The 24,971-nt window shown below is 67.2% G+C and carries 29 protein-coding genes; 11 read left to right on the top strand and 18 right to left on the bottom strand.

The features are described from left to right. Nucleotides 1-28: 28 nt before the first annotated feature. The 4 genes from ACNH6H_RS08170 to ACNH6H_RS08155 all read right to left on the bottom strand — a co-directional run bounded on the left by ACNH6H_RS08170 (nt 29) and on the right by ACNH6H_RS08155 (nt 4,029). On the bottom strand, nt 29-997 hold the full coding sequence (locus ACNH6H_RS08170) for a phosphatidate cytidylyltransferase (RefSeq protein WP_418316996.1): 969 nt from the start codon (nt 995-997) through the stop codon (nt 29-31). A 10-nt stretch (nt 998-1,007) separates the two neighbouring features. Further along, nucleotides 1,008-1,628, bottom strand: coding sequence for a lysophospholipid acyltransferase family protein (locus ACNH6H_RS08165; RefSeq protein ID WP_418316995.1), 621 nt, complete (start codon nt 1,626-1,628; stop codon nt 1,008-1,010). An 83-nt stretch (nt 1,629-1,711) separates the two neighbouring features. Beyond that, on the bottom strand, nt 1,712-2,944 hold the full coding sequence (locus tag ACNH6H_RS08160) for a saccharopine dehydrogenase family protein (RefSeq protein WP_418316994.1): 1,233 nt from the start codon (nt 2,942-2,944) through the stop codon (nt 1,712-1,714). A 20-nt stretch (nt 2,945-2,964) separates the two neighbouring features. After that, the gene (locus tag ACNH6H_RS08155; RefSeq protein WP_418316993.1) at nt 2,965-4,029 is read right to left on the bottom strand and encodes a PLP-dependent cysteine synthase family protein; all 1,065 of its coding nucleotides are present in this window, start codon (nt 4,027-4,029) and stop codon (nt 2,965-2,967) included. A 132-nt stretch (nt 4,030-4,161) separates the two neighbouring features. On the opposite strand from ACNH6H_RS08155, the gene ACNH6H_RS08150 reads away from it, so the two are divergent. Further along, a complete protein-coding gene (locus tag ACNH6H_RS08150; protein WP_418321270.1) occupies nt 4,162-4,902 on the top strand; it encodes a DUF3047 domain-containing protein in 741 nt (246 codons plus the stop codon). Nucleotides 4,903-4,944: 42 nt separating this feature from the next. Here the strand turns inward: ACNH6H_RS08150 and ACNH6H_RS08145 are convergent, their stop codons facing one another. The 3 genes from ACNH6H_RS08145 to ACNH6H_RS08135 are packed head-to-tail and all read right to left on the bottom strand — an operon-like array spanning nt 4,945 to nt 7,070. Next, nucleotides 4,945-5,706: an SDR family NAD(P)-dependent oxidoreductase gene (locus ACNH6H_RS08145; RefSeq protein WP_418316992.1), complete on the bottom strand. Its 762-nt coding sequence runs from the start codon at nt 5,704-5,706 to the stop codon at nt 4,945-4,947. Then, nucleotides 5,703-6,086 (bottom strand): 4-carboxymuconolactone decarboxylase, encoded by a 384-nt coding sequence (pcaC, locus tag ACNH6H_RS08140; protein ID WP_418316991.1) that lies wholly within the window; start codon nt 6,084-6,086, stop codon nt 5,703-5,705. Before pcaC ends, ACNH6H_RS08145 begins: the two co-directional genes overlap by 4 nt. Before the next feature lie 54 nt (nt 6,087-6,140). Continuing rightward, nucleotides 6,141-7,070 carry a LysR family transcriptional regulator gene (locus tag ACNH6H_RS08135; protein WP_418316990.1) on the bottom strand — a complete coding sequence of 310 codons (930 nt, stop codon included), beginning with the start codon at nt 7,068-7,070 and terminating at the stop codon, nt 6,141-6,143. Between the two features lie 86 nt (nt 7,071-7,156). Between ACNH6H_RS08135 and ACNH6H_RS08130 the strand changes: the two genes are divergently transcribed. The 5 genes from ACNH6H_RS08130 (at nt 7,157) to ACNH6H_RS08110 (ending at nt 12,331) form a co-directional block, all read left to right on the top strand. Beyond that, entirely contained in the window at nt 7,157-8,092 is a 936-nt protein-coding gene (locus tag ACNH6H_RS08130) for a hydroxymethylglutaryl-CoA lyase (RefSeq protein ID WP_418316989.1), read from the top strand. Beyond that, complete coding sequence (locus tag ACNH6H_RS08125; protein ID WP_418316988.1) at nt 8,089-9,297, top strand: CaiB/BaiF CoA transferase family protein; 1,209 nt, start codon at nt 8,089-8,091, stop codon at nt 9,295-9,297. Before ACNH6H_RS08130 ends, ACNH6H_RS08125 begins: the two co-directional genes overlap by 4 nt. A gap of 41 nt (nt 9,298-9,338) precedes the next feature. Further along, the gene (dctP, locus tag ACNH6H_RS08120; RefSeq protein ID WP_418316987.1) at nt 9,339-10,343 is read left to right on the top strand and encodes a TRAP transporter substrate-binding protein DctP; all 1,005 of its coding nucleotides are present in this window, start codon (nt 9,339-9,341) and stop codon (nt 10,341-10,343) included. 153 nt (nt 10,344-10,496) lie between these two features. Then, nucleotides 10,497-11,048, top strand: a complete 552-nt coding sequence (locus tag ACNH6H_RS08115) for a TRAP transporter small permease (RefSeq protein ID WP_418316986.1) — start codon at nt 10,497-10,499, stop codon at nt 11,046-11,048. After that, nucleotides 11,045-12,331: a TRAP transporter large permease gene (locus ACNH6H_RS08110; RefSeq protein WP_418316985.1), complete on the top strand. Its 1,287-nt coding sequence runs from the start codon at nt 11,045-11,047 to the stop codon at nt 12,329-12,331. The genes ACNH6H_RS08115 and ACNH6H_RS08110 overlap by 4 nt, the downstream gene beginning before the upstream one ends. Nucleotides 12,332-12,346: 15 nt before the next feature. Here the strand turns inward: ACNH6H_RS08110 and ACNH6H_RS08105 are convergent, their stop codons facing one another. The 6 genes from ACNH6H_RS08105 to ACNH6H_RS08080 form a co-directional block, all read right to left on the bottom strand. Next, nucleotides 12,347-13,189: a DUF6920 family protein gene (locus tag ACNH6H_RS08105; protein WP_418316984.1), complete on the bottom strand. Its 843-nt coding sequence runs from the start codon at nt 13,187-13,189 to the stop codon at nt 12,347-12,349. 336 nt (nt 13,190-13,525) lie between these two features. Then, the gene (locus tag ACNH6H_RS08100; protein ID WP_418316983.1) at nt 13,526-14,128 is read right to left on the bottom strand and encodes a YeeE/YedE thiosulfate transporter family protein; all 603 of its coding nucleotides are present in this window, start codon (nt 14,126-14,128) and stop codon (nt 13,526-13,528) included. Continuing rightward, nucleotides 14,125-14,646, bottom strand: a complete 522-nt coding sequence (locus tag ACNH6H_RS08095) for a YeeE/YedE thiosulfate transporter family protein (RefSeq protein WP_418316982.1) — start codon at nt 14,644-14,646, stop codon at nt 14,125-14,127. The genes ACNH6H_RS08100 and ACNH6H_RS08095 overlap by 4 nt, the downstream gene beginning before the upstream one ends. 48 nt (nt 14,647-14,694) lie before the next feature. Beyond that, nucleotides 14,695-16,074 (bottom strand): MBL fold metallo-hydrolase, encoded by a 1,380-nt coding sequence (locus ACNH6H_RS08090; RefSeq protein WP_418316981.1) that lies wholly within the window; start codon nt 16,072-16,074, stop codon nt 14,695-14,697. 35 nt (nt 16,075-16,109) lie between these two features. Continuing rightward, on the bottom strand, nt 16,110-16,673 hold the full coding sequence (locus ACNH6H_RS08085; protein WP_418316980.1) for a YeeE/YedE thiosulfate transporter family protein: 564 nt from the start codon (nt 16,671-16,673) through the stop codon (nt 16,110-16,112). Continuing rightward, nucleotides 16,666-17,202: a YeeE/YedE thiosulfate transporter family protein gene (locus ACNH6H_RS08080; RefSeq protein ID WP_418316979.1), complete on the bottom strand. Its 537-nt coding sequence runs from the start codon at nt 17,200-17,202 to the stop codon at nt 16,666-16,668. The genes ACNH6H_RS08085 and ACNH6H_RS08080 overlap by 8 nt, the downstream gene beginning before the upstream one ends. Nucleotides 17,203-17,474: 272 nt before the next feature. Here ACNH6H_RS08080 and ACNH6H_RS08075 point away from each other — a divergent pair, with 272 nt between their 5' ends. Together ACNH6H_RS08075 and egtB are read left to right on the top strand one after the other, a co-directional pair. Then, nucleotides 17,475-17,873: a VOC family protein gene (locus ACNH6H_RS08075; RefSeq protein WP_418316978.1), complete on the top strand. Its 399-nt coding sequence runs from the start codon at nt 17,475-17,477 to the stop codon at nt 17,871-17,873. 86 nt (nt 17,874-17,959) lie between these two features. Continuing rightward, nucleotides 17,960-19,264 (top strand): ergothioneine biosynthesis protein EgtB, encoded by a 1,305-nt coding sequence (gene egtB, locus ACNH6H_RS08070; protein WP_418316977.1) that lies wholly within the window; start codon nt 17,960-17,962, stop codon nt 19,262-19,264. Nucleotides 19,265-19,280: 16 nt separating this feature from the next. Here the strand turns inward: egtB and ACNH6H_RS08065 are convergent, their stop codons facing one another. Next, nucleotides 19,281-19,457, bottom strand: coding sequence for a hypothetical protein (locus ACNH6H_RS08065; protein WP_418316976.1), 177 nt, complete (start codon nt 19,455-19,457; stop codon nt 19,281-19,283). 143 nt (nt 19,458-19,600) lie between these two features. Here ACNH6H_RS08065 and ACNH6H_RS08060 point away from each other — a divergent pair, with 143 nt between their 5' ends. After that, nucleotides 19,601-20,245, top strand: a complete 645-nt coding sequence (locus tag ACNH6H_RS08060; protein ID WP_418316975.1) for a glutathione S-transferase family protein — start codon at nt 19,601-19,603, stop codon at nt 20,243-20,245. On the opposite strand, the gene ACNH6H_RS08055 is transcribed toward ACNH6H_RS08060, so the two are convergent. Next, nucleotides 20,239-20,985, bottom strand: a complete 747-nt coding sequence (locus tag ACNH6H_RS08055) for a hypothetical protein (protein WP_418316974.1) — start codon at nt 20,983-20,985, stop codon at nt 20,239-20,241. The two genes, ACNH6H_RS08060 and ACNH6H_RS08055, sit on opposite strands and share 7 nt — an antisense overlap. Nucleotides 20,986-21,151: 166 nt before the next feature. On the opposite strand from ACNH6H_RS08055, the gene ACNH6H_RS08050 reads away from it, so the two are divergent. Next, the gene (locus tag ACNH6H_RS08050; protein WP_418316973.1) at nt 21,152-22,345 is read left to right on the top strand and encodes an HPP family protein; all 1,194 of its coding nucleotides are present in this window, start codon (nt 21,152-21,154) and stop codon (nt 22,343-22,345) included. Here ACNH6H_RS08050 and ACNH6H_RS08045 read toward each other — a convergent pair. Together ACNH6H_RS08045 and ACNH6H_RS08040 are read right to left on the bottom strand one after the other, a co-directional pair. Continuing rightward, nucleotides 22,302-22,886 carry a hemerythrin domain-containing protein gene (locus tag ACNH6H_RS08045; protein ID WP_418316972.1) on the bottom strand — a complete coding sequence of 195 codons (585 nt, stop codon included), beginning with the start codon at nt 22,884-22,886 and terminating at the stop codon, nt 22,302-22,304. The two genes, ACNH6H_RS08050 and ACNH6H_RS08045, sit on opposite strands and share 44 nt — an antisense overlap. A gap of 71 nt (nt 22,887-22,957) precedes the next feature. Beyond that, nucleotides 22,958-23,746, bottom strand: a complete 789-nt coding sequence (locus tag ACNH6H_RS08040; RefSeq protein WP_418316971.1) for a metallophosphoesterase — start codon at nt 23,744-23,746, stop codon at nt 22,958-22,960. A gap of 60 nt (nt 23,747-23,806) precedes the next feature. Here ACNH6H_RS08040 and ACNH6H_RS08035 point away from each other — a divergent pair, with 60 nt between their 5' ends. Beyond that, complete coding sequence (locus ACNH6H_RS08035) at nt 23,807-24,394, top strand: histidine phosphatase family protein (RefSeq protein WP_418316970.1); 588 nt, start codon at nt 23,807-23,809, stop codon at nt 24,392-24,394. Between the two features lie 8 nt (nt 24,395-24,402). Here ACNH6H_RS08035 and ACNH6H_RS08030 read toward each other — a convergent pair whose 3' ends face one another. After that, entirely contained in the window at nt 24,403-24,873 is a 471-nt protein-coding gene (locus tag ACNH6H_RS08030) for a MarR family winged helix-turn-helix transcriptional regulator (RefSeq protein ID WP_418316969.1), read from the bottom strand. Nucleotides 24,874-24,971: the final 98 nt, after the last annotated feature.

The raw sequence follows: 24,971 nt of genomic DNA, 5'->3' as shown, positions 1-24,971 counted from the left end.
CGCGATGCTAACCGCGGCGCCCCTCCGGTCAGACCCTGAGATCGAAGTACCAGCGCACCGAGTGGAAAAAGACCGGCGCCGCAAAACACAGCGGCGCCAGCCGGTCGAGCAGGCCGACTGCGCCGGTGACCGCGCTCAGTTCGCCCCACGGGTGGACGCCGGCATCGCGCTTCAGCGCTTTCAATACGAATGCGCCGAGCGTGCCGGCGCCGCCGGCGATGAAGGCCAATGCCAGCGCCTGCGACGGCTTCAGCGGCGTGACCCAGAACAGCGCCGCGCCGACCAGCGCCGCCGAGCCGGCGCCGATCAGCCAGCCGCGCAGCGAGAACCAGCGGTCGATGCGCCGCGCAACCGGCCGCCGGCGCAGCCAGCGGCTCGCCAGCTGCTGGGCAATCTGTGCCGCGGTGACGACGACGACCAGGAAAAACAGCAGGAAGGCGCCGCGCCCTTCGAAGCCTTCGAATTCGAGCAGCAGCAGCGCCGGCGCGTGGCTGAGGCCGAACACGCAGACCATGATCGCCCACTGGATCTTCGCATTGCGTTCGAGAAAGCGGTGCGGGTCGCCGGCCAGTGCGCTGATCACCGGTATCGCAAAAAAGACATAAACCGGGATGAAGACGCTGAAGATCTCCGAGCTGCGGTTCGCGACCAGCACATATTGCAGCGGCAGCACGACAAAAAACGCCAGGATCAGGCTGCGGTGGTCGCCGCGCCGCGTCGGCGCGAGCGTGATGATCTCGCGCAGCGCGAGGAACGAGATCACGCCGAACAACAGCGTCGCGCCGACCGGGCCGGATATCCAGGCCAGCCAGAAGACGATGCTGCCGATCCACAAGGTCCGCAGATCCCGTGTCAGTCGTTCCTGCTGCTGCAGGCTGGCCGTCGCGCGCGACGACCAGACATAGGCGAAGACGGTCGCCAGCACCAGCAGCCCGAATACGAACAGGAACAGCAACGCCACCTGCTGGCCGACATCGAGCGCGCGCAGCACGTTCATTGGCGGTATCTCATGAGGTGATCGGCCGCAGCGCGACCACCGCGGCACGGGCCCGTTCGAGAAACTGCGCCTTCGATTCGCCGTCGAGCAACTGCATCGGCTTGCCGAAGATCGCGCTGCACAACACCGGCACCGGCACCACCTCGCCCTTCGGCATCACCCGCTGCACGTTGTCTATCCAGGCCGGCACCAACTGCACATCGGGGAACTGCTGTGCGAGGTGGTACAGCCCGCTCTTGAACGGCAGCGGCAGACCCTTGCTGCTGCGGGTTCCTTCCGGAAAGATCACCAGCGAATCGCCGTGGGCCAGCGCATCGACCAGCGGCTCGAGCGGATCCTGGTCGTCGGTGCGCTGGCGGCTGACATAAACGGCATGGAATACCTGGCTTGTCAGCCACTGGCGGAACGGGCTCGAGGTCCAGTAGTCGCGCGCGGCGATCGGCCGGGTCCGTGCGCGCAGCTCGTGTGGCAGCGCGGCCCAGATCAGCAGCCAGTCGAGGTGGCTCTGGTGGTTCGCGAAATAGATGCGTTGGGTCGCTTCCGGTGGGCAGCCGCGCCAGTGCCCCTGAGCGCCGGTGATCAGCCGCGTCACCGCGACCAGCAACATGCCCATCAGCCGCGCCAGCTGCATCTCAGCGGTGCCCCGCCGTCCGCAGCCGCGATGGCGCTGCCTTCTGCAGCAGCGGGAAGCTTGAACGTGCGGGTCGTGTCATTTCAGCCCTGGTCGTCCTCGATCGCAAATCGCAGGCCGGCGTTTTGCTGCAGCCGGCGTGCCAGCGCCAGCCCCATCGCGGCGCCCGGCGTCCAGACGCCACCGGCGGTCGCGTCGCGGCCGATGTCCTCGATCAGGCACAACGCGGCCTCGGCAATCATCTTCGACGTCGACCCGTAACCGGGATCGCGGTCGCCCTTGACCGACGCGACCAGCGTGTGCTGTCGATCGGCGGTCTGGCCAAAAAAGCGCAGGTCGTAGCGGCCTCGTTCGCGCGCCTCGCGGCCCGGCCCTTCGCCCGGCTTCGGCAATGCATAACGCTGCAGCAGGCGCCGGCTCGGGCCGATCGTCAGCATCGCCGCCTGCACCTTGCCGCCGGCGGCGAGCAGCCGCGCGCGCCACTGCCCCTTCGCGCCGCGCCCGGTCATCATCTTCTCGTCGTATTCGAAATCGATTCCCCACGGATGGCCGCGCAGCGCATTCGTGCGGTGCACGTTCTTGGTATTGATCGGCGCCATCATGAACGGCCCGGACCAGGCGCCGGCCAGCTTGTCGTAATCGGCCGACTGGCCATCGGGCTGGCGCGGGCCGCGAAAACCCGGCGTCAGTGCAAACGGGTCGGCCATCGTCCGCGCAAGCGTCGGGTCCTCGGCGATCTGCTCGAAGCTCGCCAGCGCACTGGCGACGGTGCCGCCCGACATCCCGCCCTTGATCGAGCGCACCCGGCCGTGGACAAAACGCATCGGTTCGCCGAAGCGGCGCACCGCCTCGTGCTGCAGGTAGACGACGCCGAGATCGAACGGGATCGAATCGAAACCACACGAGAAGACGATGCGTGCGCCGCTGGCGTGCGCCAGCGGTTCGAGCTGCGGGATCATCTTCGCCATCCAGGCCGGCTCGCCGCACAGGTCGAGGTAGTCGGTGCCCGCCTCGGCGCAGGCCCTGACCAGCGGCTCGCCGTGGCGCTGGTAGGGGCCGACCGTCGTGATCACCGCACGGCTGCGGCCGACCAGCCGCCTGACTGCGACTGCATCGGTGGCATCGGCGACCAGCAGCGGCAAGGTGGCGGGTGCGCCGATCGCGTCGCGCACCTGTTCGAGCTTGTCCTTGCTGCGCCCGGCGATTGCCCACGACAACGAAGATTGCGCGCCATGCGTCTGCTGCAGGTATTCGGCGACCAGCCGACCGGTGAAGCCGGTGGCGCCGAAGACGATCAGATCGAGGTTCCTGTCCATCGTGTGGGTCTCCTGGCCGATCACCGGTGCAGCAGCGCATCGAGTTGTTGCCGTTCGGCGCTGCAGTCGCCAAAGGTCTGCTCGACCCATTGTGCGTCGTGGTAGGTCGCCAGATAACGTTCACCGGCATCACACAGCAGCGACAGCACCGAGCCGCGCTCGCCGGCGCTGCGCATTTCGGCGGCGATCTGCAGCATGCCGACCAGGTTGGTGCCGGTCGACGGACCGACGCGCCGGCCGAGCAGCTCCGACAGCAGCTGCATCGCGGCGATCGACTGCCGATCCGGCACCTCGATCATCCGGTCGACCAGCGTCGGCAGAAAACTCGGCTCGACGCGCGGCCTGCCAATCCCCTCGATCCGCGACCCGGGCCCGCGCAGGCCGGCGTCGCCGCTGCGATGGTATTCGGCAAATACCGAGCCGACCGGATCGGGCACGCACAGCCGGGTCGGGTATTTGCGGTAACGCAGGTAGCGGCCGATCGTCGCGCTGGTGCCGCCGGTGCCGGCGCCGACGACGATCCAGCTCGGCACCGCAAAACGCTCGTGTGCCATCTGCGAAAACATGCTGTCGGCGATGTTGTTGTTGCCGCGCCAGTCGGTTGCCCGCTCGGCGAAGGTGAACTGGTCCATGTAGTGGCCATTGCACTGGCGCGCGAGCTGCGCCGCCTCGTCGTAGACCTCGTCGGCGCGGTCGACGAAGTGGCAGCGGCCGCCATAAAACGTGATCTGCGCGATCTTCTGTGCCGACGTGGTGCGCGGCATCACCGCGACGAAGGGCAGCTCGAGCAGCCGCGCAAAATACGCTTCGCTGACCGCGGTCGAGCCGCTCGATGCCTCGACGATGGTCGTTCCTTCGTGCACCCAGCCGTTGCACAAGGCATAGAGGAACAGCGAGCGCGCCAGCCGGTGCTTCAGGCTGCCGCTCGGGTGCGTCGATTCATCCTTCAGATACAGGTCGATGCCGTCGGCGTGCAGCGCCGGCAGCGACAACGCGATCAGGTGGGTATCGGCGCTGCGCTGCACATCGGCTTCAAGCAGCGAGATCGCACGGGCCAGCCAGGCCGAATCGGAGATGGACGCCATATGGCACCATTGTGGCGCGTGCCGGGCGCGGTCAGCGCGTGGTGGCGGTGGCTTGGCAACAACGAGGGTCTTGGCGGAAGCAGGCGGATGTTTACATCGTTGGCGAACAGATCGATCAGCAACTTGTCCATCGTGTGCCTGGCCGCTGCGCTGTCGGCGTGCGCGATCGCACCGCAGCTGCGCGAGGGTGACGAGGTGGCGGCCAGTCCATGGGCAAGCGCGTCGGATGCGCAGCGCGCCGAATCGGCCTGGGCCCACCAGACTTTTCCCGGCAAACGCGCCAGCCACTACCGGCCGCAGCGCAAGGATGGCCGCGATACCGTGATGGTGCGCGCCAGTTCGTCGGCGAGCATGGTGCGGCGGCGGGTTCGCATCGAACCGGGTGAACTCGGCAGGCTGCGTTTTTCGTGGCTGGTGCCGGAGGTGATTGCCAGCGCCGACATGACGCGCCACGACCGTGAAGACTCGCCGGTGCGGGTCGTGCTGGCATTCGACGGCGACCGCAGCAAGTTCTCCGCGAAGGATGCAATGAAGTCCGAACTGGCCGAGACGCTGACCGGCGAGCCGATGCCGTATGCGACGCTGATGTATGTCTGGAGCAATGACCAGGCGGCCGAGTCGGTGCTCGTCAATCCGCGCACCAGCCGCATCCGCAAGCTGGTCGTCGAGCGCGGCGCCGACAATGTCGGCCGCTGGCTCAGCTACGAACGCGACGTCTGTGCCGATTTCCGGAAAGCCTTCGGTGAATCTCCGGGCCGGCTGCTGTCGATCGCGATCATGACCGACACCGACAACACCCGCTCGGAGGCGAAGGCCTGGTATGGCCCGGTTCGCCACGTACCCGCCGCCGGCGGCTGCCTGACGGCCGAATAAGCGGCATCCGGCTTCAAGCCATTGCAGCGCCGTTGCGCCGGGTCACAGCAGGCCGCCGTCGACCATCACGACCTCGCCGGAAGTCTTCACCGCGTCGACGCCGAGCCACCAGATCGCACGCGCGACATCCTCCGGCAGCACCAGTTCGCCGAGCACGGCGCGCTGCCGATAGGCCTCGGCGCGCGCGGCAAAACCGGCGGCGCCCATGCCTTCGCGCAACCACGTCGAGTCGACCATGCCCGGCGCCACCGCATTGACGCGGATCTCCGGCGCCAGCGCACGCGCCAGACCAAAGGTCATTGCATTGACAGCGCCTTTCGACGCCATGTAGGCAAGCGATGAACCGGTGCCCTTTTTCGACGCGATCGACGACAGATTGACGACCGCGGACCCCGGATGGCGCTTCAGCAGCGGCACGAAGGCGCGCGTGACCTGGAAGCTGCCGGTCACGTTGACCGCCATGATGCGTTCGAAATCGGCGGCGTCGAGGCCGTCGAGATCCTTTGCCGCAACAAACTTGGTCGTGCCGGCATTGTTGACCAGCACATCGGCGCGTTGCCACTTCGCATCGACCTCGGCGGCCATCCGCCGGCAGGCATCGTCGTCGGCAACGTCGGCCTTCGCGACCAGCACCTCGACGCCGAAGGCGCGGCACTCGTCGGCGACCTGGTGCGCCGGATCGGGATGGCGCGAATAGTTGATCACGACATTCCAGCCGCGCTGCGCATACAGCCGTGCGGTCGCCGCACCGATTCCCGACGACGATCCGGTGACGACGCAGACCTTGCGTTCGGCGCCGCTCATGATGCGGCGTCCACTTCGTTGAATACCTCGCGCGCATTGCGGAAGCCGTCGATCGCCGCCGGCACGCCGCAATAGATCGCGGTCTGCAGCAGCACCTCGCGGATTTCCTCGCGCGTCACGCCGTTGTTCAATGCGCCGCGCACATGCAGCCGGAATTCATGCGGCCGGTTCAGCGCCGTCAGCATCGCCAGGTTCAACAGGCTGCGGGTGCGCCGGTCGAGGCCGGGCCGGTTCCAGACATCACCCCAGCAGTACTGCGTGACCAGTTCCTGCATCGGCCGGTTGAAGTCGTCGGCATTGCTGATCGATGCATCGACATAGGCGGCGCCGAGCACCTCGCGCCGCGTCTGCAAGCCCTTGTCGAACAGATCCTCGTCCATCGTCGCACCTCCGTCTTCGTCAGGCGGCCATCCTAATCTGCGCGGAGACTGTGGTCAGACCGATCGGTCGGCCAACGCGCCGAGGTGGTCGATCAGCAGCCGTGCGGTCGCCGACAGCAGCTTGTCCGGCCGCGCGCAGATGACGAAGCGCCGGCGCGCCCAGTCGTCGCCGAGCGGCACCATCACCAGCCCGGCGACCGCGGCCTGAGCGGCCACCGATTCGCGCGGCAGGATCGCCAGCCCGAGCCCGGCGGCAACGATGCGGCAGGCCGCATCGAGGCTCGACACCTGGACGCGGCGCACCAGCTGCTGGCCGGCCAGCGCCGCCTCGCGGCGCAGAATGCCTTCCATCACACTGCCCGGCGCGACGCCGATCGACGGATGGTCCAGCGTCTCGGCGAACAGCAGTGTTGCCCGGCCGGCCAGCGGATGCTTCGGCGGCAGCACCGCACACAGCTGGTCGCTGCGGTAGGTCCTGGCCTGCAGCCCGGTCAGGTCGGCGACGTCCCACAAGACCCCGAGGTCGGCCGCGCCGGCATGCACCGCGTCGACGATGTGGCGGCTGACCGCTTCGTCGAGGGTCACGCGGACCGCCTGGTAGCGGGCCAGAAAGCCGGCGATATCGTCCGGCAGCTTTTCGGCCAGTGCCGATACGCTGGCGATCACCCGCACGCTGCCCTGCACGCCGCTGGTGAATTCGCTCAACTCCGCATACATGCGTTCCATCGTGCCGAGCATGTCGCGCGCCTGGCGCAGCAGCGCTTCGCCGGCAGCCGTCGGCTCGATACCGCGGCGGCCGCGGATCAGCAGCGCAGCGCCGACCTCCTGCTCGATCGCGGCGATCCGTTTGCTGACCGCCGACGCAACCAGCGCCTCGCGGGCCGCGGCACGCGCGATGTTGCGCTCCTCGCAGACCGCGACAAACAGGCGCAGCGAAAGCGGGTCGAAATGTCGGTGGGGCGCTGCCGAACGCATGGTCGTCATCGTCTGATTGTGCCCTGCCGAAATGGAACGACATCAGTTCCAAAATAACGCTTTCGTCGCCTTACGGAACGTCTAGAGTCACGGCGATGAAAAATCCAGATCCTGCCGGCATCGTGATCCGCGAGGTTGGTCTGCGCGATGGGCTGCAAAGCATTGGCCAGGCGTTGCCGACCGCGCAGAAGATCGAGTGGATTCGTGTTGCGCATGCCGCCGGCCTGCGCGAACTCGAGGTTGGCTCGTTCGTCCCGCCATGGCTGCTGCCGCAGCTCGCGGACACCGCCGAACTGGTTGCCGAGGCGAAATCGCTGCCCGGTCTCGTCGCATCGGTGCTGGTGCCGAACCTGAAAGGTGCGCAACGCGCGCTCGACAGTGGCGCCGATTCAATGCTGCTGCCGCTGTCCGCCAGCCATGCGCACAGCATCGCCAACCTGCGCAAGACGCCGGATGCCGTGGTCGAGGAAATTGCCGAGATCTGCAGGCTGCGCGACGAAGCCGGATCGGCTTGCCTGGTCGAGGTCGGCATCAGCACCGCATTCGGTTGCACGATCCAGGGCAGGGTCGAGCCGGCAGAGGTGCTGCGGCTGCTCGCCGCAGTGACCGCAGTTGGCGTCGACCGTGTCGGGCTTGCCGATACCGTCGGTTATGCTGACCCGCAGATGGTTGGCGAACTGTTCCTCCGTGCGCGCGACGTCGTCGGCGACAAGCTCGGCTGCGCCCATTTCCACGATACGCGTGGCCTCGGCATCGCCAATGTGATGGCGGCATGGCAGGCCGGTGTCACGCGTTTCGACGCCTGCCTCGGCGGCATCGGCGGCTGCCCGCATGCGCCGGGCGCGAGCGGCAATGTCGCGACCGAGGACCTCGCCTATCTGTTTGCCAGCATGGGCCAACCTACCGGGATCGATTTCGACGCGCTGCTCGAACTGCGCGGCCGGCTGGCCGGCTGGCTCGACGGCGAGACGCTGCACGGCAGCATTGCGCGTGCCGGCCTGCCGAAGACGATGCGGGAGGCGCTGGCATGACGGCCGCCGGCGAGCGCCTGGTGCCGCAGCCGCTGCAGGGGCTGCGCGTTGTCGAGCTGACGCACATGGTGATGGGCCCGACCTGCGGCATGGTGCTGGCCGACCTCGGCGCCGAAGTGATCAAGATCGAGCCGATCGACGGCGAAGGCACGCGCCGGCTGCTCGGCGCCGGCGCCGGGTTTTTTCCGATGTTCAACCGCAACAAGAAAAGCGTTGCGATCGACTTGCGGCGCCCCGAGGGTGCCGAAGCCGCGCGGCGGCTGGGGGCCAGTGCCGACGTCGTCGCCGAGAATTTCAAGCCCGGCACGCTGGTCAAGTTCGGGCTCGACTACAAGACACTGTCTGCGCTGAACGAGCGGCTGATCTACGTCAGCCACAAGGGTTTTCTGCCCGGCCCGTACGAGCACCGCACCGCACTCGACGAAGTGGTGCAGATGATGGGCGGCCTTGCCTACATGACCGGCCGGCCCGGCGATCCGCTGCGTGCCGGCACCAGCGTCAACGACATCATGGGCGGCATGTTCGGCGCAATCGGCGCGATGGGTGCGCTGATCCAGCGCGGCATCACCGGCCGCGGCATGGAGGTGCAGTCGGCGCTGTTCGAGAACAATGTCTTTCTGATGGGACAGCACATGCTGCAATATGCGGTGACCGGCCGCGCGGCCGCACCGATGCCGGCGCGTGAAAGCCCGTGGGCAATCTACGACGTGTTTACGGTCCGCAATGGCGAGCAGATCTTTCTCGCCGCAGTCAGCGATGCGCAGTTCAAGGCTTTTTGCTCGGCGATGGGTTATGCCGACCTGCAGTCCGATCCGGCGCTGGCGACCAACAACCAGCGGGTGCTGGCACGGCCGCAATTGCTGGCGACGCTGCGCGAGCGGCTGGCCAGCCATTCGGCCGATGAACTGGCCGCGATCTTCGAGGCTGCCGGCCTGCCGTTTGCGCCGATCCGCAAGCCCGAGGATTTGTACGACGACCCGCACCTGAGCGCCACCGGCGGCCTCGCCGACATTGTCGTCCCGGACGGCGAGAAGGCCGGCCAGACGGTGAAGACAACACTGTTCCCGATCGCGATGGACGGTTCGCGCCTCGGCGTGCGCCTGCAGCCGCCGCGGCTTGGCGAACATACACGCGAACTGCTCGCCGGCGTTGGTTATACGGCGCAGCAGATCGACGATTTGCGCGAGCAGCACGTGGTTGCGTGAGCAACAACCGACAATCCGACATCAACCAGAAGGAGACAACGATGAATCCGTTCCGCACCCCGTTTGCCCGCATCGCGCTGGCCAGTGCCGCCGCGCTGTGCCTGGCTGGCCAGGCCGCTGCCGCCGACTACACGATGCGCATCAGCCACCAGTTTCCGCCGACCCACCATTCGGCGGTCAACATGGAGCAGTTCAAGAAGGAAGTCGCCGAGCTGACGAAGGGCCGGGTCGAGGTGCAGACCTTCGGCGCCGCGCAGCTGTTCAAGCCGAACCAGAACCACCCGGCGGTGGCCAGCGGCAAGGTCGAGGCCGCGCTGATCCTGAGCTTCCAGTGGGGCGGAACCATCCCCGAGATGAGCGTGACGATCATTCCCTACCTGATGACCTCGGTCGCGAAGCAGAAGGCCTTCATCAAGTCCGATGCCGCCAAGCTGCTCGATGCGAAGATGGCCGAGAAGGGCGTCACCAACATCGCGTGGATCGTCGACACCAACGACGGCATCTTCACGTCGAACGGCAAGCCGCTGGTCAAGCCGGCCGACTTTGCCGGCGTGAAGATCCGCGGCCTGAACAAGCTGTTCGACGAAGGCCTGGTCGCGATGGGCGCTTCGCCGTCGGCGATGCCGGGCTCCGAGGTCTACCAGGCGCTGCAGACCGGCGTCATCGATGCCGGCTTCACCGGCGTCGAGGCCGCACACAGCCGCAAGTTCTACGAAGTGCAGAAATTCGGCGTCGCGTCGAACATCATCCTCGCGTTCGACAACCTGGTCGTCAATCCGGCCTGGTGGAAGGGCCTGCCGAACGATGTGCGCGCGGCGATCCAGAAGGCCGCCGACCAGGCCGTTGCGCGCTCGATCCGCAAGAGCGACGGCATCCCGGCCGAGAACATCAAGATCCTGAACGACAACGGCATGAAGGCGATCGCGCTGACGAAGGCGCAGGAGCAGGTGATGGCCGATGCGATGCAACCGGCGGTGAAGAAGGAATTCCTGCGCCAGACGGCGCCGGACGGTGTTCGCCTGATCGAGGCATTGGACAAGTTGTGAGCACCGCCGGAGCGGTTGCGGCGCTCCACGCCCTCGAGGAGCCGGGCCGCTGGGCCCGGCGCGGCCTGTGAAGCCCACTGGCGGACCGGCGGAGCCGGATCCGCGGTGGCCGCTTGGCCTCTGTCCGCGAAAATCCAACTCTTGAGCGATTCAATGAAGGTAGCGAAACCGGGCCCGGCGCTCGAGGCGCTGGGCCGCGTCGTCGGCGTGTTGTCGGCGGTCGCGATGGGCGTCGCGGCGTTCTGCCTGCTGGCGTCTTTTGCGCTGATCGGCTGGGCGGTCGTGATGCGTTATGTCTTCAATGCCGCGCCGGTCTGGGTCGACGAGGTGGTCGGCTTTGCGCTGGTCGCGATCGTGATGCTGGCCGCTGCGCAGACGCTGCGCCGTGGTGAGCACATCGGCGTCGACCTGCTGACGGCGCGCTTGTCTGACGCCGCGAGCCGCTGGGCCCGCATCTGGGCGGCGATTGCGGTGGGCATCGTTGCCGGCGTGCTGATCATCAACGGCTGGGGCACCGCGAGCCTCGCGAAGATGCTCGGCCTGGTTACCGAAGGCTCGCTCGAGTGGCCGACCTGGTGGCTGATGCTGCTGATGCCGATCGGCGGCAGCCTGCTGCTGCTCGCGGCGATCGAGGCCGCGTGGCGCGCCGCGATCGGCCTGCCGCCGCTGGCCGCTCCGGCCCACGGCGAGAAGGACGCGCAATGACGATCGCGCTGCTGTTCATCGCGCTGTTGCTGCTGCTGTTCACCGGGCTGCCGATCTTCGCCGGGCTGGCGCTGTTCGGCGGCACGCTGCAACTGGTCACGCAAGGCGAACTCGGCTCGGTCACCGAGGTGATCTTTGGCGAGGTCAACCGCTACCTGCTGGTCGCGATCCCGCTGTTCGCCTTCATGGCGCACATCATGATCCGCGGCAAGATCGTCGACGACCTCTACGACACCGCCTATACGCTGACCCGCCACCTGCCTGGCGGTCTCGGCATCGCGACGATCGCCGCCTGCACGATCTTCGCGGCGATCTCCGGCTCCAGCGTCGCGACCGCGCTGACGATCGGCGCGGTCGCGATCCCGCAGATGATCAAGTTCGGCTACGAACCTCGCGCTGCATACGGTCTGGTCGCGGCCGGCGGCACGCTCGGCATCCTGATCCCGCCGTCGGGCCCGATGGTGCTGTACGGCGTCACCACCGACACCTCGATCGGCGGCCTCTTCATGGCCGGCATCGTCCCCGGCCTGCTGATGGCCGGCGTCTTCGTCGGCTGGAGCATGCTCAGCACCGCGATCTCGCACAAGCACATCGCCCGCGAGCCGCGCGCCAGCTGGCGCGAGGCGCTGAGCGCGATCCGCAAGTCGGTGTGGGCGATCTCGCTGCCGGTCTTCGTGCTCGGCGGCATGTATGCCGGCATCTTCACCGCGACCGAAGCGGCCGCCGCCGGATCATGGCTGGCGCTGCTGATTGCCGCGCTGGTCTACCGCAACCTCGGCCTGCGCGCAATCTGGGAATCGGCGATCGACGCCTGCCGGATCTCGGCGATGCTGTTCATGATCCTCGCCGGCGCATCGGTCTTCGGCCACGTGATGACCAAGCTGCGCATTCCGCAGCAGATCGTCGAGGCGGTGATCGCCACCGACATTGGCGTCACAGGATTCCTGCTGGTGATGATGGCGCTGATCTTCATCCTCGGCATGTTCCTCGAGTCGATCGCGATCATCCTGATCACGACGCCGGTGATCCTGCCGGCGATGATCCACCTGCAGATCAACCCGATCTGGTACGGCATCCTGCTGGTGATCAACCTCGAGCTGGCACAGATCACGCCGCCGGTCGGCATGAACCTGTTCACGATCAAGGCGATCACGAAATCGCCGCTCGGCCCGATCGTGCGCGGCGCCGCGCCCTATGTCGTGTTGATGATCGCGGTGCTCGGCGCGGTGATGGCCTGGCCGCAGATCGCGCTGTGGCTGCCGGGGACGATGCTCGGGCGTTGACGCCGCCGGGCCCGGTCACGCGAACTCGAACTCCGCGTCGACCACTCGGCCTTGCCAGACCTTTTCCCAGCGGCCGTCGATATACCAGCCGACCTCGCCCCGGTCGGGAACGAGCATGCCGCCGCGCCTGCGATAGTCGCTGAAGCGACCCTCCCACGCCAACTTGCGATAGCCGCCGTCGAACGATCCCCAACGGCCAGGGGTGAAGATGCCGACGACCTCGTTGTGGTGATCGAACCGGAACTCGAGCGAGACGCAGACGTCGCCCTGCTCGAGGGTTGCCATCGCACGCAGGTCGTCGATCGGCTCCCAGCGCAGAAATCGGCTCGGCAGCAGCGCCGTCGGAAACCAGACCGCCTCGGCGAGAAAGCGGTGCAACGCGCCTGAATTCATTTCCGGGTTGCCGCCGGCGCTGCCGACCGGGACCGCCGACCACAATCGCACAGCACCGGCGCCGCGGCCGCAATGCAGCGAATCACGAACCTGCAGACGGACGAACGGCAGCAGCGACACTGCGGCCTCCCAGACAAAGCCGACGGCCGCGGGTGCGATCAACTGGCATGCCGTGAAAGCCAACCAGCGTTGGCTGCGCGGATCGCTCCGCAGGCGTCCGACCTGCCGATAGGCTGCGGTCTTGATCGGCCTTCGATCGGCGGGCAGGACATGCGCGAGGTATCGGGCCACCGGTGCGGGCAGGTCGGCTTGGCCTGCGCCTGGATCGATCGCGGCAATCGCCGCCGATTGCCGCAACTCGGCAACCAGTGATGCCGACTGCCGCTGCTGGCGCCGGCGCATCGTCCAGAGCGCCACTGCGCCCAGATCGGCGGCAGTCAGCAGAATCGTCGCCCAGCGCGCCATGCCGCGGCTCGTGCCCGGGGCTCAGTGTCTGTCGCGGCAGGCGCTGGCGGGCGCTGCTAGGGTGTTGGCAAACGTGTTGATCGAGTGGCTGATGGTCACCGTGTTCTCCGGGTTTCTGCACCGACGCGGGAGCGCGACCGCTGGTCGCAGCGAGCGCCGTCGCCAAGCTTGCCATCCGGTGCAAGCCTGCTCCCTGATCGCATCTTAGGCAGTCGCCACGCCCGCGGGCCTGACCGAGATCAAGCCCGTGCGCGGTGCGCTTGTTCCAGGCCCGGTGCTGCAATTCGGTTGCGCCGCCGGCGTGCCGCAGCGCATGCCTTCGCCGGACCGGCGGCGTCAGCCGGCGAGGCGTTCGATCAGCACCAGCGCAAGCGCCAGCGCCGCAACGAAAATCGGCAGAAATACCCGCAACGGCAGGCCGACCAGTTCGTTCAGCATGATGCCGCCGCGGCTGCCGACGGTCTGCAAGCGCGACAGCGGGTGCGAGAACTCCGCAAACAGGTGGCTTCCGGCCATCATGCCGATGATGCCGGCGATCGCGTCGAGGTTGCCCTGGCCGAGTGCGGCGGCGCCGGTGCCCGGGCAATAGCCGAGCAACGCAAATCCGGCGCCGAAAGTCAGGCCACCGATGATGTTGGCGGCGTACTGGGTCTTTTTCACGTGCAGCTTCACCAGGCCGAGCGCGTGCATGCCGAAGATGCCGACCGCACCGACGGCAATCGCGGTCAGCATGATCTTGAACACCGTGAAATCGGTCAGCAGCAGCGAGCCCATCAGCACCTCGTATTTGGCGACGCCGCCTTTTTGCAGCAGGAAGCCGAACACGATGCCGAAGCCGAGCCCCAGCACAAGTTGCTGCGCCGAGTCGGGTTTGCTCTCGGCCTTGTCGCCGGCGGCCGGCTGCGGTTTCGCGACGATCGGCGGCAGCACGCTGCTCATCGCACACCTCCGACTCCGAACATCAGCATCGCGACGGCTGCGCCGCCGACGAAGAAACAGATCACCGCGATCCACGAGCCGACCGACAGCTGCAACGTGCCGCTGATGCCGTGGCCGCTGGTGCAGCCGCCGGCCAGCCGCGCACCGAACACCATCACCGCGCCGCCAATGAAGGCAACCAGCTGGCGAAAGCCGAACGAATCGCCGAAACGCTCGGCCCACAAGTCCGGCACCCAGCTGCCGGTGACCTCACCACCGGTGAAGGCCGCGAGCAGCGCGCCGAGCACGATGCCGACCATCAGCATCACTTCCCATTCGATCTTCGGCGGCGTGTCCTGGTACTGCTTCAGCGAGTCGGTGTGGCTCTTCGAGATCAGCCGTGAAATCATGCCGGCCACCCGCAGATAGGCGGTCGACACGCCGAGCGGCTTGTTCGAGAAATAAAAGGTCGCCATCGACAATACGCCGATCAGCGCCCCGACCAGATAGGCCGACCAGGCTCCCCCGTCTTCCTGCATCTTGTTCTCCTGTGATCGCGGCGCAAGCCGGCGAGTGTGTTGGCGGTACTACGAAGATTTCTTCTCGAGCGGCAGATCGAGGTTTTCCCAGGCCGTCAGCCCGCCGAGCATGTTGTGGATGCGGCTGAACCCCTGGCGCTTCAGGATGCTGCAGGCGAGCGCCGAGCGGTGTCCGACGCTGCAGTGGACGACGATCGGCGTGTCCTTCGGCAGCTTCGGCGGCTGCTCCTCGAGGTAGCCGACGAAGGTGTGCATCGCGCCCGGAATGTGTTTTTCTTCCCACTCCATGTCGTCGCGCATGTCGAGCACCTCGACCTTGCCGGCCTGCAGCCATTCGGCACATTGCTGGGCGCTGGTGGTCGCGAAGTGGTCGATCGGCAGGCCCTCCTCGCGCCACTTCTCGACGCCCTTCAGCATCACGCCGGCGACGCTGTCGATGCCGATGCGCGCCAGCGCCTTCACCGCCTGCTGGGTGTGTTCGGGCTGTTCGACGATCAGGAAGATGCGGGTCTTGTGGTTGGCCATCCAGCCGCCGAAGCTCGACATGCCGTCGAGCCAGATGTTGTAGGCGCCGGCGATGTGTGCGCCGGCAAAAGCCTCCGGCGAACGGGTATCGATCAGCAGCCCTTCCTTCATCCGCTGCTGCAGTTGGCGCGGCTGCAGCACCTCGAGCTGCTCCGGCGCCATCTGCAACGGCCGGCCGCCGTGCAGGTTGACTTCCTCCATGTGGCGGAAATATGGCGGCCGCGGCAGCTTCTCCTCGAGCTTCGCATCGACGAATTCCTTGCGGCTTTTCGTGAAGACCTTGTTGGTCTTTTTCTCGATGCCGAGCGTCGTATCGTCGCGGTCGGAAATGTTGCCGCCGCAGGCCGAACCGGCGCCGTGCGCCGGCAGCACCAGCGCCTGGTCGCCGAGCGGCGGCAGCTTGCGGTGCACCGAGTCGTACAGGATGCCGGCATTTTCGGCCGTCTTGTCCTCATCGCTCAAGTCGGTGCGGCCGGTATCGCCGACGAACAGCGTGTCGCCGGTGAAGACGCCCCAGCATTTGTCGCCGGTATCGCTCGGGTAGACCGCATAACACATGCTCTCCGGCGTGTGCCCCGGCGTTTCGAGCGCGACGAAACGGGTTGTCCCGACCTTGAACTCCTGCTCGTCCGCAAGCTTGACGTCCGATTCGCCGAACAGCGGGTGGCAACCGGTGACGATCTTCGCACCGGTCGCGTCGGCCAGCGCGCGCGATCCGAATTCGAAATCCTCCTGCCGGTGGGTTTCGAAGATGCAGGCGATGCTGAGGTTGTTGTCGCGGGCGATCTGCAGGTATTCGGAAATGTCGCGGCGCGGGTCGATCACGACCGCCTGCCCCTCACCACAGCCGAGCAGATAGGCGTTGTGCCCGAGCCCCTTGGTCTTGACGCGTTGGAAGAACATGGTCTCTCCTGATGGTTGTCGAGTGCAGATTGGTATCAGCCGGCGGCCGGCGATGGCAGCGCGGATTGGCGCTTGCGCAGCCACAGCAGCAGCAGCGACAGCGCGCCGGTGACGATCGCGACCCAGAGCCAGGTCGAGCTCGAGCTGGCCTCGGGCAGCGTCAGTTCGCCCCAGTCGGCAACCGACTCGATGACCGGCTTCCACAGCGGATAGCCGAGAACGAACAGCAGCGCACCGGACAACATGCCGGCGACACCGACGGCGGCGTCGCGGTGGCCCGCACCGCTGGCGGCGACACCGGTGCCGGGGCAGTAGCCGTACAGCGCCAGGCCGAGGCCGAACAACAGGCCGCCGACGATCAATCCGCCGAGCAGCGCCGGCTTGACGTGCAGCGTCGCGATGCCGGCGGCGACCAGCAGGTGAACGCCGACAGCGCCGACCGCGACCGCGGTCGCCATGATCTTCACGACCGTCCAGTCCTTCAGCAGCAGCTGCGCGACGATCACGTCGAATCGCGCGACGCGGCCCTTGTGCAGCAGAAAGCCGAATACGACGCCGCTGACGAGGCCGAGCAGCAGCTTTTCAGGTGAATCAAACATGGTCGCCTCCGTGGCGATAGATGGCCGATGCGGCTGCGATGCTTGCGGCAGCAAACACCGCGACAAAGATGAAACTCGATACCGCCAGCTGCAGCGTGCCGCTGATGCCGTGGCCGCTGGTGCAGCCCTGCGCGAAGCGGGCGCCGAGCATCAGCAGCATGCCGCCGACAAATGCCGCGGCATAGCGCCGCCCCTTGCCATCGCCGAAGCGCTCGGCCCACAGTGCCGGGACCTGCGGCCGCTCAGGCCGGTCGCCGGACAGCCGCGCGCTGAGCCATGCGCCGAGAAAGACGCCGACGACCAGCATCCATTCCCAGTCGATCTTCGGGTCCTTGTCGGGCTCGGCGAACCAGGCATGCGACGCCTCGATCGCCGGGGCGGCGGATTGCACCGCGAGCGCCGCGGTGTACTCGAATGCCGTCGTGATCCCGAGCGGGCGGTCGACGCTGGCGAATGTGAACCAGCTCAACACACCGATCAGCGCACCGACCACATACGGCGACCAGCTGACGCGTTTGAAGACGTTCATGGCCACTCCTTCACACATCTGGTTTTGCATGTCCACAAGCAGCCGGCGCGGAGCAGACGGTCGACGAAGCCGGAAGCTGCGGTGTTGACGGCGAGTCTCGGCCTGCCCACAGCGCGCCGGCTGTCGGACGGAAGGTGGATTTGCGGCGGGAAAATGCCGATTCGATGCGGCGTGCCACCGGCCGCTTGGCAGCGGCGGATCGAAGCCGGCGCCAGCGGCATCGCCATGCTGCGCTTCGTGGCAAACTCGAAGCCGATTTCGGGGAAGCCGTGGTGGATGAGCCGCAGTTGTCGCAGCAGGTGTTGAAACTCGGCGCCGCCCGGGTCTTTGTCTACGACCTCGCTGCGGCGCATGCCTTTTATTCCGGCAAACTGGGTCTGCGGCTGAAAACCAGCAATGCGCGCTTCGGCTATCTCGTCTACGACGCCGGCCGAACCGAACTGGTCGTCGGCGCTGTCGCGCCGGATGCGAAGGAAGACGACCATGCGATGGTCGGCCGCGTCACCGGCCTGTCCTTCTACGTCGACAACATCGCGGCGATGCATCGCGCACTGCTGGCCCGCGAGGTGTTTTTTTCCGCCCCGCCGAAGCGCCAACCATGGGGCGGCATCATGGCGACGTTTGCCGATCCGGCGGGTAACCAGCTGAATCTGCTGCAGCTGCGCGGCTGACATGGCGCTGTCGGCCAGCGCGGCGGCTGGTGGAACTTGCCGGCACGCCGCCACTCCCTCGATGACAGCACAGCTGGAGAGCCGCGATGGACACGAAGCCGCAGAACAACGCCTTCTCCGACAGCCCCGCATCCCACCGCAGCATGGCCGCGCGCTTCCAGGCGGTGCGCCGGCAGACCGCTGCGCTCGCAGAGCCGCTGTCGGCCGAGGATTGCACCGTTCAATCGATGCCGGACGCCAGCCCGGTCAAATGGCATCTGGCGCACACGACCTGGTTTTTCGAGACCTTCGTGCTGGCGCCGCACCAGCCGGGCTATCGGTTGTTCGAACCATCGTTTCGCGTCCTGTTCAATTCCTACTACCACGGCGTCGGCGAGCGGCACCCGCGACCGCAGCGGGGTCTGCTGACGCGGCCCGGACTCGACCAGGTGTTGGGGTATCGGGCGGCTGTGGATGCGGCGATGCTGGCGTTGCTCGATCGGGCGGAACCGCTGTCGGCAGAGCTTGCCGACCTGATCGAACTGGGGCTGAACCACGAACAGCAACATCAGGAACTGATCCTGACCGATGTCAAGCACCTGCTGTCATGCAGCCCGCTGCGCCCTGCCTATCAGAAACAGTGGCCGCTGACGGCGATCGGTGCGCCGGCTCGCGGCTGGGTCGCCTTCGACGAGGGGCTGCGCCGGATCGGCCACGACGGCTCGGCGTTCTGTTTCGACAACGAGATGCCGCGCCACCAGGTCTGGCTCGATGCCTTCGAGATCGCGACGCATCCGGTGACGCACGGCGATCTGCTCGAATTCATCGACGACGGTGGCTATCGCCGGCCGGAGTTGTGGCTGGCCGCCGGCTGGGACCTGGTAACGGCGCAGCGCTGGCGCGCACCGCTGTACTGGGAGCCGGTCGACGACGGCGTTGGCTGGCGATCGTTCACCTTGCATGGGGCGGTGCCGGTCGATCCGAACACACCGATCTGTCACCTGAGCTTCTACGAGGCCGACGCATTTGCCCGCTGGGCCGGCGCCCGACTGCCGACCGAGGCCGAGTGGGAAGTCGCCGCGCACGGCACATCGACCGCCGGCAACCATCTGGAAAGCGGCGCGTTGCACCCGCTCGCACCGCGCGCCGTCCAGCCCGCCGGCGAGCTGGCACAGCTGTTTGGCGATGTCTGGGAATGGACGCGCAGCGACTACTCGCCTTATCCAGGCTTCCGCTGCGCCAGCGGCGCAGTCGGTGAATACAACGGCAAATTCATGAGCGGGCAGTATGTGCTGCGCGGCGGATCATGCGTCACGCCGTCGAAGCACATTCGTGCCAGCTACCGAAATTTTTTCCCGCCCGAGGCGCGTTGGCAGTTTTCGGGGCTGCGCTTGGCACGCGATCTGCGCTGAAGGGCGCGGGCGTCAGTCAATCGACCGGCGGATCCTTCGCGCGGGTGCGCGAAACCGCCATCATGATGCCGATGCCGGCAATGATCACGCAGGCGATCGCGATATAGGTCGGCGCCAGCCCGGCGGTCATCAAGCCCCAGCCGACGCCGATCAGCAGGATGATCAGCCCGGTCATGTACAGCGCGAAGGACATGTTCGTCTCCCGAAGTTGGTTCGGCCGGATGCTATGTTTCCGTGCAACTCCGGGGAATCGGACATCCCGTTGACTCGCAGTAGGTGGGCTCCTACCGGCAGCATGTTTTGCACTATCGTTCGGCGCAACCGAAGGAGCCCGCGATGATCCGACTGCACTATTTCCCCGGCAATGCCAGCATGACGCCGCACCTGCTGCTGCGCGAGCTCGACGTGCCGTTCGAACTGGTGAAGGTCGACCGGGCGGTCAATGCGCAGAAGTCGCCCGACTACCTGAAGCTCAATCCGAACGGGCTGATTCCGGTGCTGGAGGATGGCGATCTGGTGTTGTACGAGACACCGGCGATCGTGCTGCACCTGGTCGACACCCATGCCGATGCCGGCCTGGCGCCGCCGCTCGGCACGCCGCAACGCGCCGAGTTCTACAAATGGCTGATGTGGCTGAGCAGCTCGATGCAGGCGATGGCGCCGCATTATTTCTACAGCGACCGGATGGTCGCGCCGGGCAATGCGGCCGCGGCGGCCGAGGTCAAGGCAGCGGCCGAGGCGAAGATCGCATTCGGCATCGACCAGATCGAGGCGCGGCTTGCGGCGACCGGCGGCTGGATCGGCGGCGCCGAATTCAGCGCGCTCGATCCCTACACCTTCATGTTGTGCCGCTGGACCCGCGGCATGCAGCGCCCGGCGCGCACGCTGCCGCACATCGGCAACTTTCTGGCGCGCATCGCGGACCGGCCGGCGGCCCAGGCGGTCTTCGAGGCCGAGGGGCTGACGGCGCCGTATTACTGAGCAGGCTGCGCGCGCACACGCAGCGCAATCATCCAGGCGGCGAGCGCCGCGAGCAGGTGCTTGATCGAATGGCCGCTGAAGCCGATCGCCTGGTAGATCACCGCGTCGAGGCCTTCGGCCAGCTTCGCAAGCGCATAGATGCCGAGCATCAACCACAGGCAGCCACGCCCCGGCCACGGTGATCCGTAGAGCAGCAGGATCAGCGGCAGCAGCAGCAACGGCAGAAACTGCACCAGCACATACAGCCGCAGGTCGCCAGTGGCGCGCCACCAGAAGAGCGAGGCCAGCCCGAGCAGCAGCAGCACCGGCAGGCTGCGCCGGCCAAACGCAGCCCCGACGTGTTCACCGAGGATCGCCGCGAACAAGGCCATGAAGACCAGCGTGATCGGCAGCCGGTCCCACAACAAGGTGGTGTCGCGGGGATCGAGGTGGTACCAGGCCGACGCCGGCGCGAGCACGATCAGGCCGGCAAAGACCACCAGGTAGGCCGCACGCAGTTGCTGCAGCAGGCCGCAGCCTGGCTTGCGGGCCAGCAACAGCAGACCGTGGCAGCCGACCAGCAGGAAGGGCAGATTGGTCGCGACGTTCCAGCCATTCGGCATGCCGAACAGCGTTCGCTGATCGGCGAATCGGTGGTATATCGCCTCCTGCGCGATCGGGCCGTGCAGCAGCAGCGCGGCAACGGCCATCGCAGCAGTCGCCAGCAGGATCGTGCCGCGATGGGCCGTCAACCAGTGCACCGGACGGCCTCCGACGCTGGTGACCTGGCCGCAGCCCGGCGCGGCGATCGGACATCGCGAGGAATCGGATCTTTTTCCATCCGTGCATTGTTGACCGCGGTCATCTCTCGCGCTGCCGGCATGCTCATAAGATCCGGCCTCCGTTTGTCAAAAAAAAACTGCCCCGTTGGCCGAGTCTTCCGAACCGAATCGATTACCGCTGGCGAGCCTGCCGCAATGGTGGCGCGCCTTCCTGCCGGCGCCGGTCGGTGCCGATTGGCGCGAGCGGCTGCGGGTCGTTGTTGGTGCTGCCCTTGGCATCACGCTGGCCGGGCTGCTGTCGCATGCCGCCGCCGGCCCCTCTGCCGGCGCAGCCTGGCCCTGGCTGGTCGCACCGCTCGGCGCCAGCGCGGTGCTGGTCTTCGGCGTGCCGGCCAGCCCGTTGGCGCAACCCTGGGCAGTGGTCGGCGGCAACACCTTGTCGGCGCTGGTCGGCATCAGCTGTGTCGCGGCATTCGGCAGCAGTCCCTGGACCGCCGGGCTGGCTGTCGGCCTGGCGATCGCATTGATGTTCGTCTTGCGCTGCCTGCACCCGCCGGGCGGCGCTTCGGCGCTGCTGGCGGTGATGGCCGGCGTCGCCGATCCGCTGTTCGCGTTTTATCCGGTGCTGGTCAATTCGCTGCTGCTGACGGCCGCCGGCATCGCCTACAACCATGCCACCGGCCGCGCCTATCCGCACATGCAATTGCCCGCCGTCGCCGGCGGCGAGCCGGCGGCCCGCGACCACGATGCGGAAGCCTTCGATGCCGACCTCGATGCGGTGCTCGCCCGTTACAACCAGGTCCTCGACATCAGCCGCGATGACCTGAAGGCGCTGCTCGAGGACACCCAGCTGCGCGGCTACCAGCGCCAGTTGAGCAGCTTGCGCTGCGGCGACATCATGTCGCGCAACCTGATCACCGTCGATATCCGGACGCCGCTGGCGACTGCGCGCGCGCTGTTCGGCGAGCACCGCATCAAGGCGCTGCCGGTGGTCGACAAGGCCGGTGGCATCGTCGGCATCGTGACGCCGGCCGATTTCATGCGCGCCGCCGATCCGGCGCTGCGCAGCGGCCCGGTGCCGCAGGCGGTCGGCGAGATCATGACCCGCAAGGTCCGGGTTGCCAGCGTGAACCGCCATCTGGCCGAACTGATTCCGCTGTTCGGCAGCACCGGTCACCACCACATACCGATCATCGATGGCGACGACCGGCTGGTCGGCATCATCACGCAGACCGACGTCGTCGCTGCGCTGGCCAATCCGGGCGCGCCGCGCGGCGGTTCCCCCGCGTCGGCCTTCAGCGCTCAGGTCCCAGACCGTATGGCGCCGGCACCAGATTGACGATCCGGCTGAACAGCGCCGCATAGTCCGGCTCCGGCGGGTGCCCGGTCAGCGGATCGCGGTTGGCGGCAAAGGCGGCGTCGAGCTCGCGCAACTCGTCCGCAGTCAACACCTGCTCGGCCAGCGGCAGGATCTCCTTCTCCTCGACCGCCATGTGGGCCAGGTAGAAGTCGACATAGGCCTGGGCGGCTCGCTCGAAGCTGTCGCGGCGGGCTTCGCCGAGCATCTCGAACGCAAGCAGCGCATGCTCGAGTTCACGGATCTTGCGGTGCCCGGCTTCATGTTCGGCGTCGAGGCGGTCGAGCACGTCGCGGACCCGCAGCGAGCGTTCGCGCAGCTTCGGGAACAGCAGCTCCGATTCCTTGCGGTGGTGCCGCTGCTCCGGAAATTCATCGACGTAGAAGATCATCGCGCGCAGCGCGGCAAAGTCCGGCAGGCGGCCATGGTTGCGTGCGCTCGACAGCATCAGCAGCATCGAGCGCAACATCGCAGCCAGCGCCTGGTGTTCGTCTTTCAGGATGCGGATCAGCGTTGCGGCCATGGTCAATCCCGGCGTGTCGGTTCGATGACACCGAGCATCGCGCAGCGCAGTGCGCACCGTCTTGAGCCAGATCAAGCGATGGCCGGAACCGGCGCCTTGCCGATGTCGATCACCAGCTGCGGGTCGAACGCCGGGTTTTCGTCCACGCCGGCGCGGTGGTAGCCGCGCGGGTTGCATACGACCCGCGTGCCGTCGGCACGGTAGTCGAAGCTGTCGTGGGTATGGCCGTGGATCCACAAGGCGACGCGTTGCGCACCGAGCAGACCGCGGGTATCGGATGCGAAGCCGGCATTCAGCAGCGATCCTGCAAACCGCGGATGGATGCTGCGCGGCGACGGTGCGTGGTGGGTGACGACCACGGTCGGGCCGGGATGGCGCTGCGCCAGCCGGCTGGCCAGCCAGGCCGACTGTTGCCGGAACAACGCGATTGCGTGTTCGGGGTTGAACGGCGTCGGATCGGCATCGTCGAGCCGGATCCGGCTGAAGTCGCGCAAGCGCCGGCGGGCCTCGTCGATGGCCGCCGCGCGCAGCGCCGGATCGGCAAACAGCCCGTAGTCGGTCCACAGCGTCGTGCCGAGAAAACGCACGCCGCCGAGCACCAGCTCACGCTGGTCGAGCAGATGGACCGGGCTGCCTTCTGCGGCGCGCGCCAGCTCGGCAGCCGCGGCGCCGAGGCTGCTGCCGTAGAACTCGTGGTTGCCGGCGACCATCAGCACCGGCTTGCCGAAGCCGCTGGCCCATGCAACCGCATCGCGTGGCCGGCCGATATCGCCCGCCAGCACGACGACGTCGGCATCGGTGCGCGGCGGCTCGAGTGCAGCGAAGTCGAGGTGCAGGTCCGACAGGATGTGCAGTTTCATCGAGGCAGCAGCCGGCGTGGCAGGCTTCACTGTAGCGGCACTGTCTGCGACACTGTTGCGATGTCCGCTTCTGCCGTCTCGATTCGCTGGCTGGCTGTTTTCTGCGCGTTGCTGGCGCTGATCACCGCGCCCGCATTTGCCGCCGATACGCTGCCGCTCAGCGAACTGGCAAAGCCCGGGCGGCTGCTGATGCTGCGCCATGCGAATGCCCCCGGCTTCGGCGACCCGCCGGAGTTCCGCCTCGGCGACTGCTCGACGCAACGCCAGCTCGATGCCGCCGGCCGGGCGCAGGCGGTCGCGCTCGGCAAGCGGCTGGCGGCTGCAGGGGTGACGCAGGCGCGCCTGTGGTCCAGCCAATGGTGCCGCTGCCTCGAGACCGCGCGCCTGCTCGGGCTCGGCGAGCCGGTCGAACTGCCGGCGCTGAATTCGTTTTTTGGCCGCAGCGAGCAGCGCGAACCGCGGGTCGCCGCATTGCGGCAGTTTCTTGCGACCTTGCCTGCCGACGGGCCGCCGGTGGTGCTGGTGACGCACCAGGTGACGATCACCGCCTTCACCGGTGAAGGCATCGCGGCCGGCGCCGGTGCCTTGTTCGAACTGCGTCCGGGTGGCGAGCCGCGCCTGCTGGGCCAGATCGCGCCGAACCGCTGAGTCGTGGCTCAGGCGTCGCTCGGCGCGCGGCTCAATTCGTTGTTGGCGTCGACGAGCACCCGCAGCATGCGGACAAATTCATCGCGCTCGGCCGGCGGAAGCGGTTCGAGGATGCGCTGCTGCGTCTTCAGCATCGACGGCACGACCTCGTGCAGCAGCTGCCGGCCGGCATCGGTCAGTGTCAGCAGCCGCACCCGGCGGTCGTCGGGCGACGGGCCGCGCGACATCAGTCCCCGCGCCTCGAGCCGGTCGATCACGCCGGCGATCGTCGAGGTGTCGAAACCGATCCGCCGCGCCAGCGTGCGCTGGTCGATGCCCGGCGAGTTGGCAACCGTCTGCAGCGCGGCAAACTGCACCGGCGTCACCGACCAGCTTGCGGTCTCCTGCATGAAGATCGCCACCGCGATCTGCTGCAGCCGGCGGATATAGTGGCCGGGCAGATCGTCGAGATGGATTCCGGCAGCGGAGGTGGGCGTCATCGAATGGCAGCATCGGCTGGCGCCGAGGGAAAGATGCCGAATGATATCGTTGTGCTGATGATCAGCATGCAAACGATGACGGCTGCAGCCGTCTCTGA

This window comes from Pseudideonella sakaiensis (genome assembly GCF_048320135.1).
Lineage (GTDB): Bacteria > Pseudomonadota > Gammaproteobacteria > Burkholderiales > Burkholderiaceae_C > Ideonella_A > Ideonella_A sakaiensis_A.
This window is presented reverse-complemented; position numbering and strand designations above follow the sequence as displayed.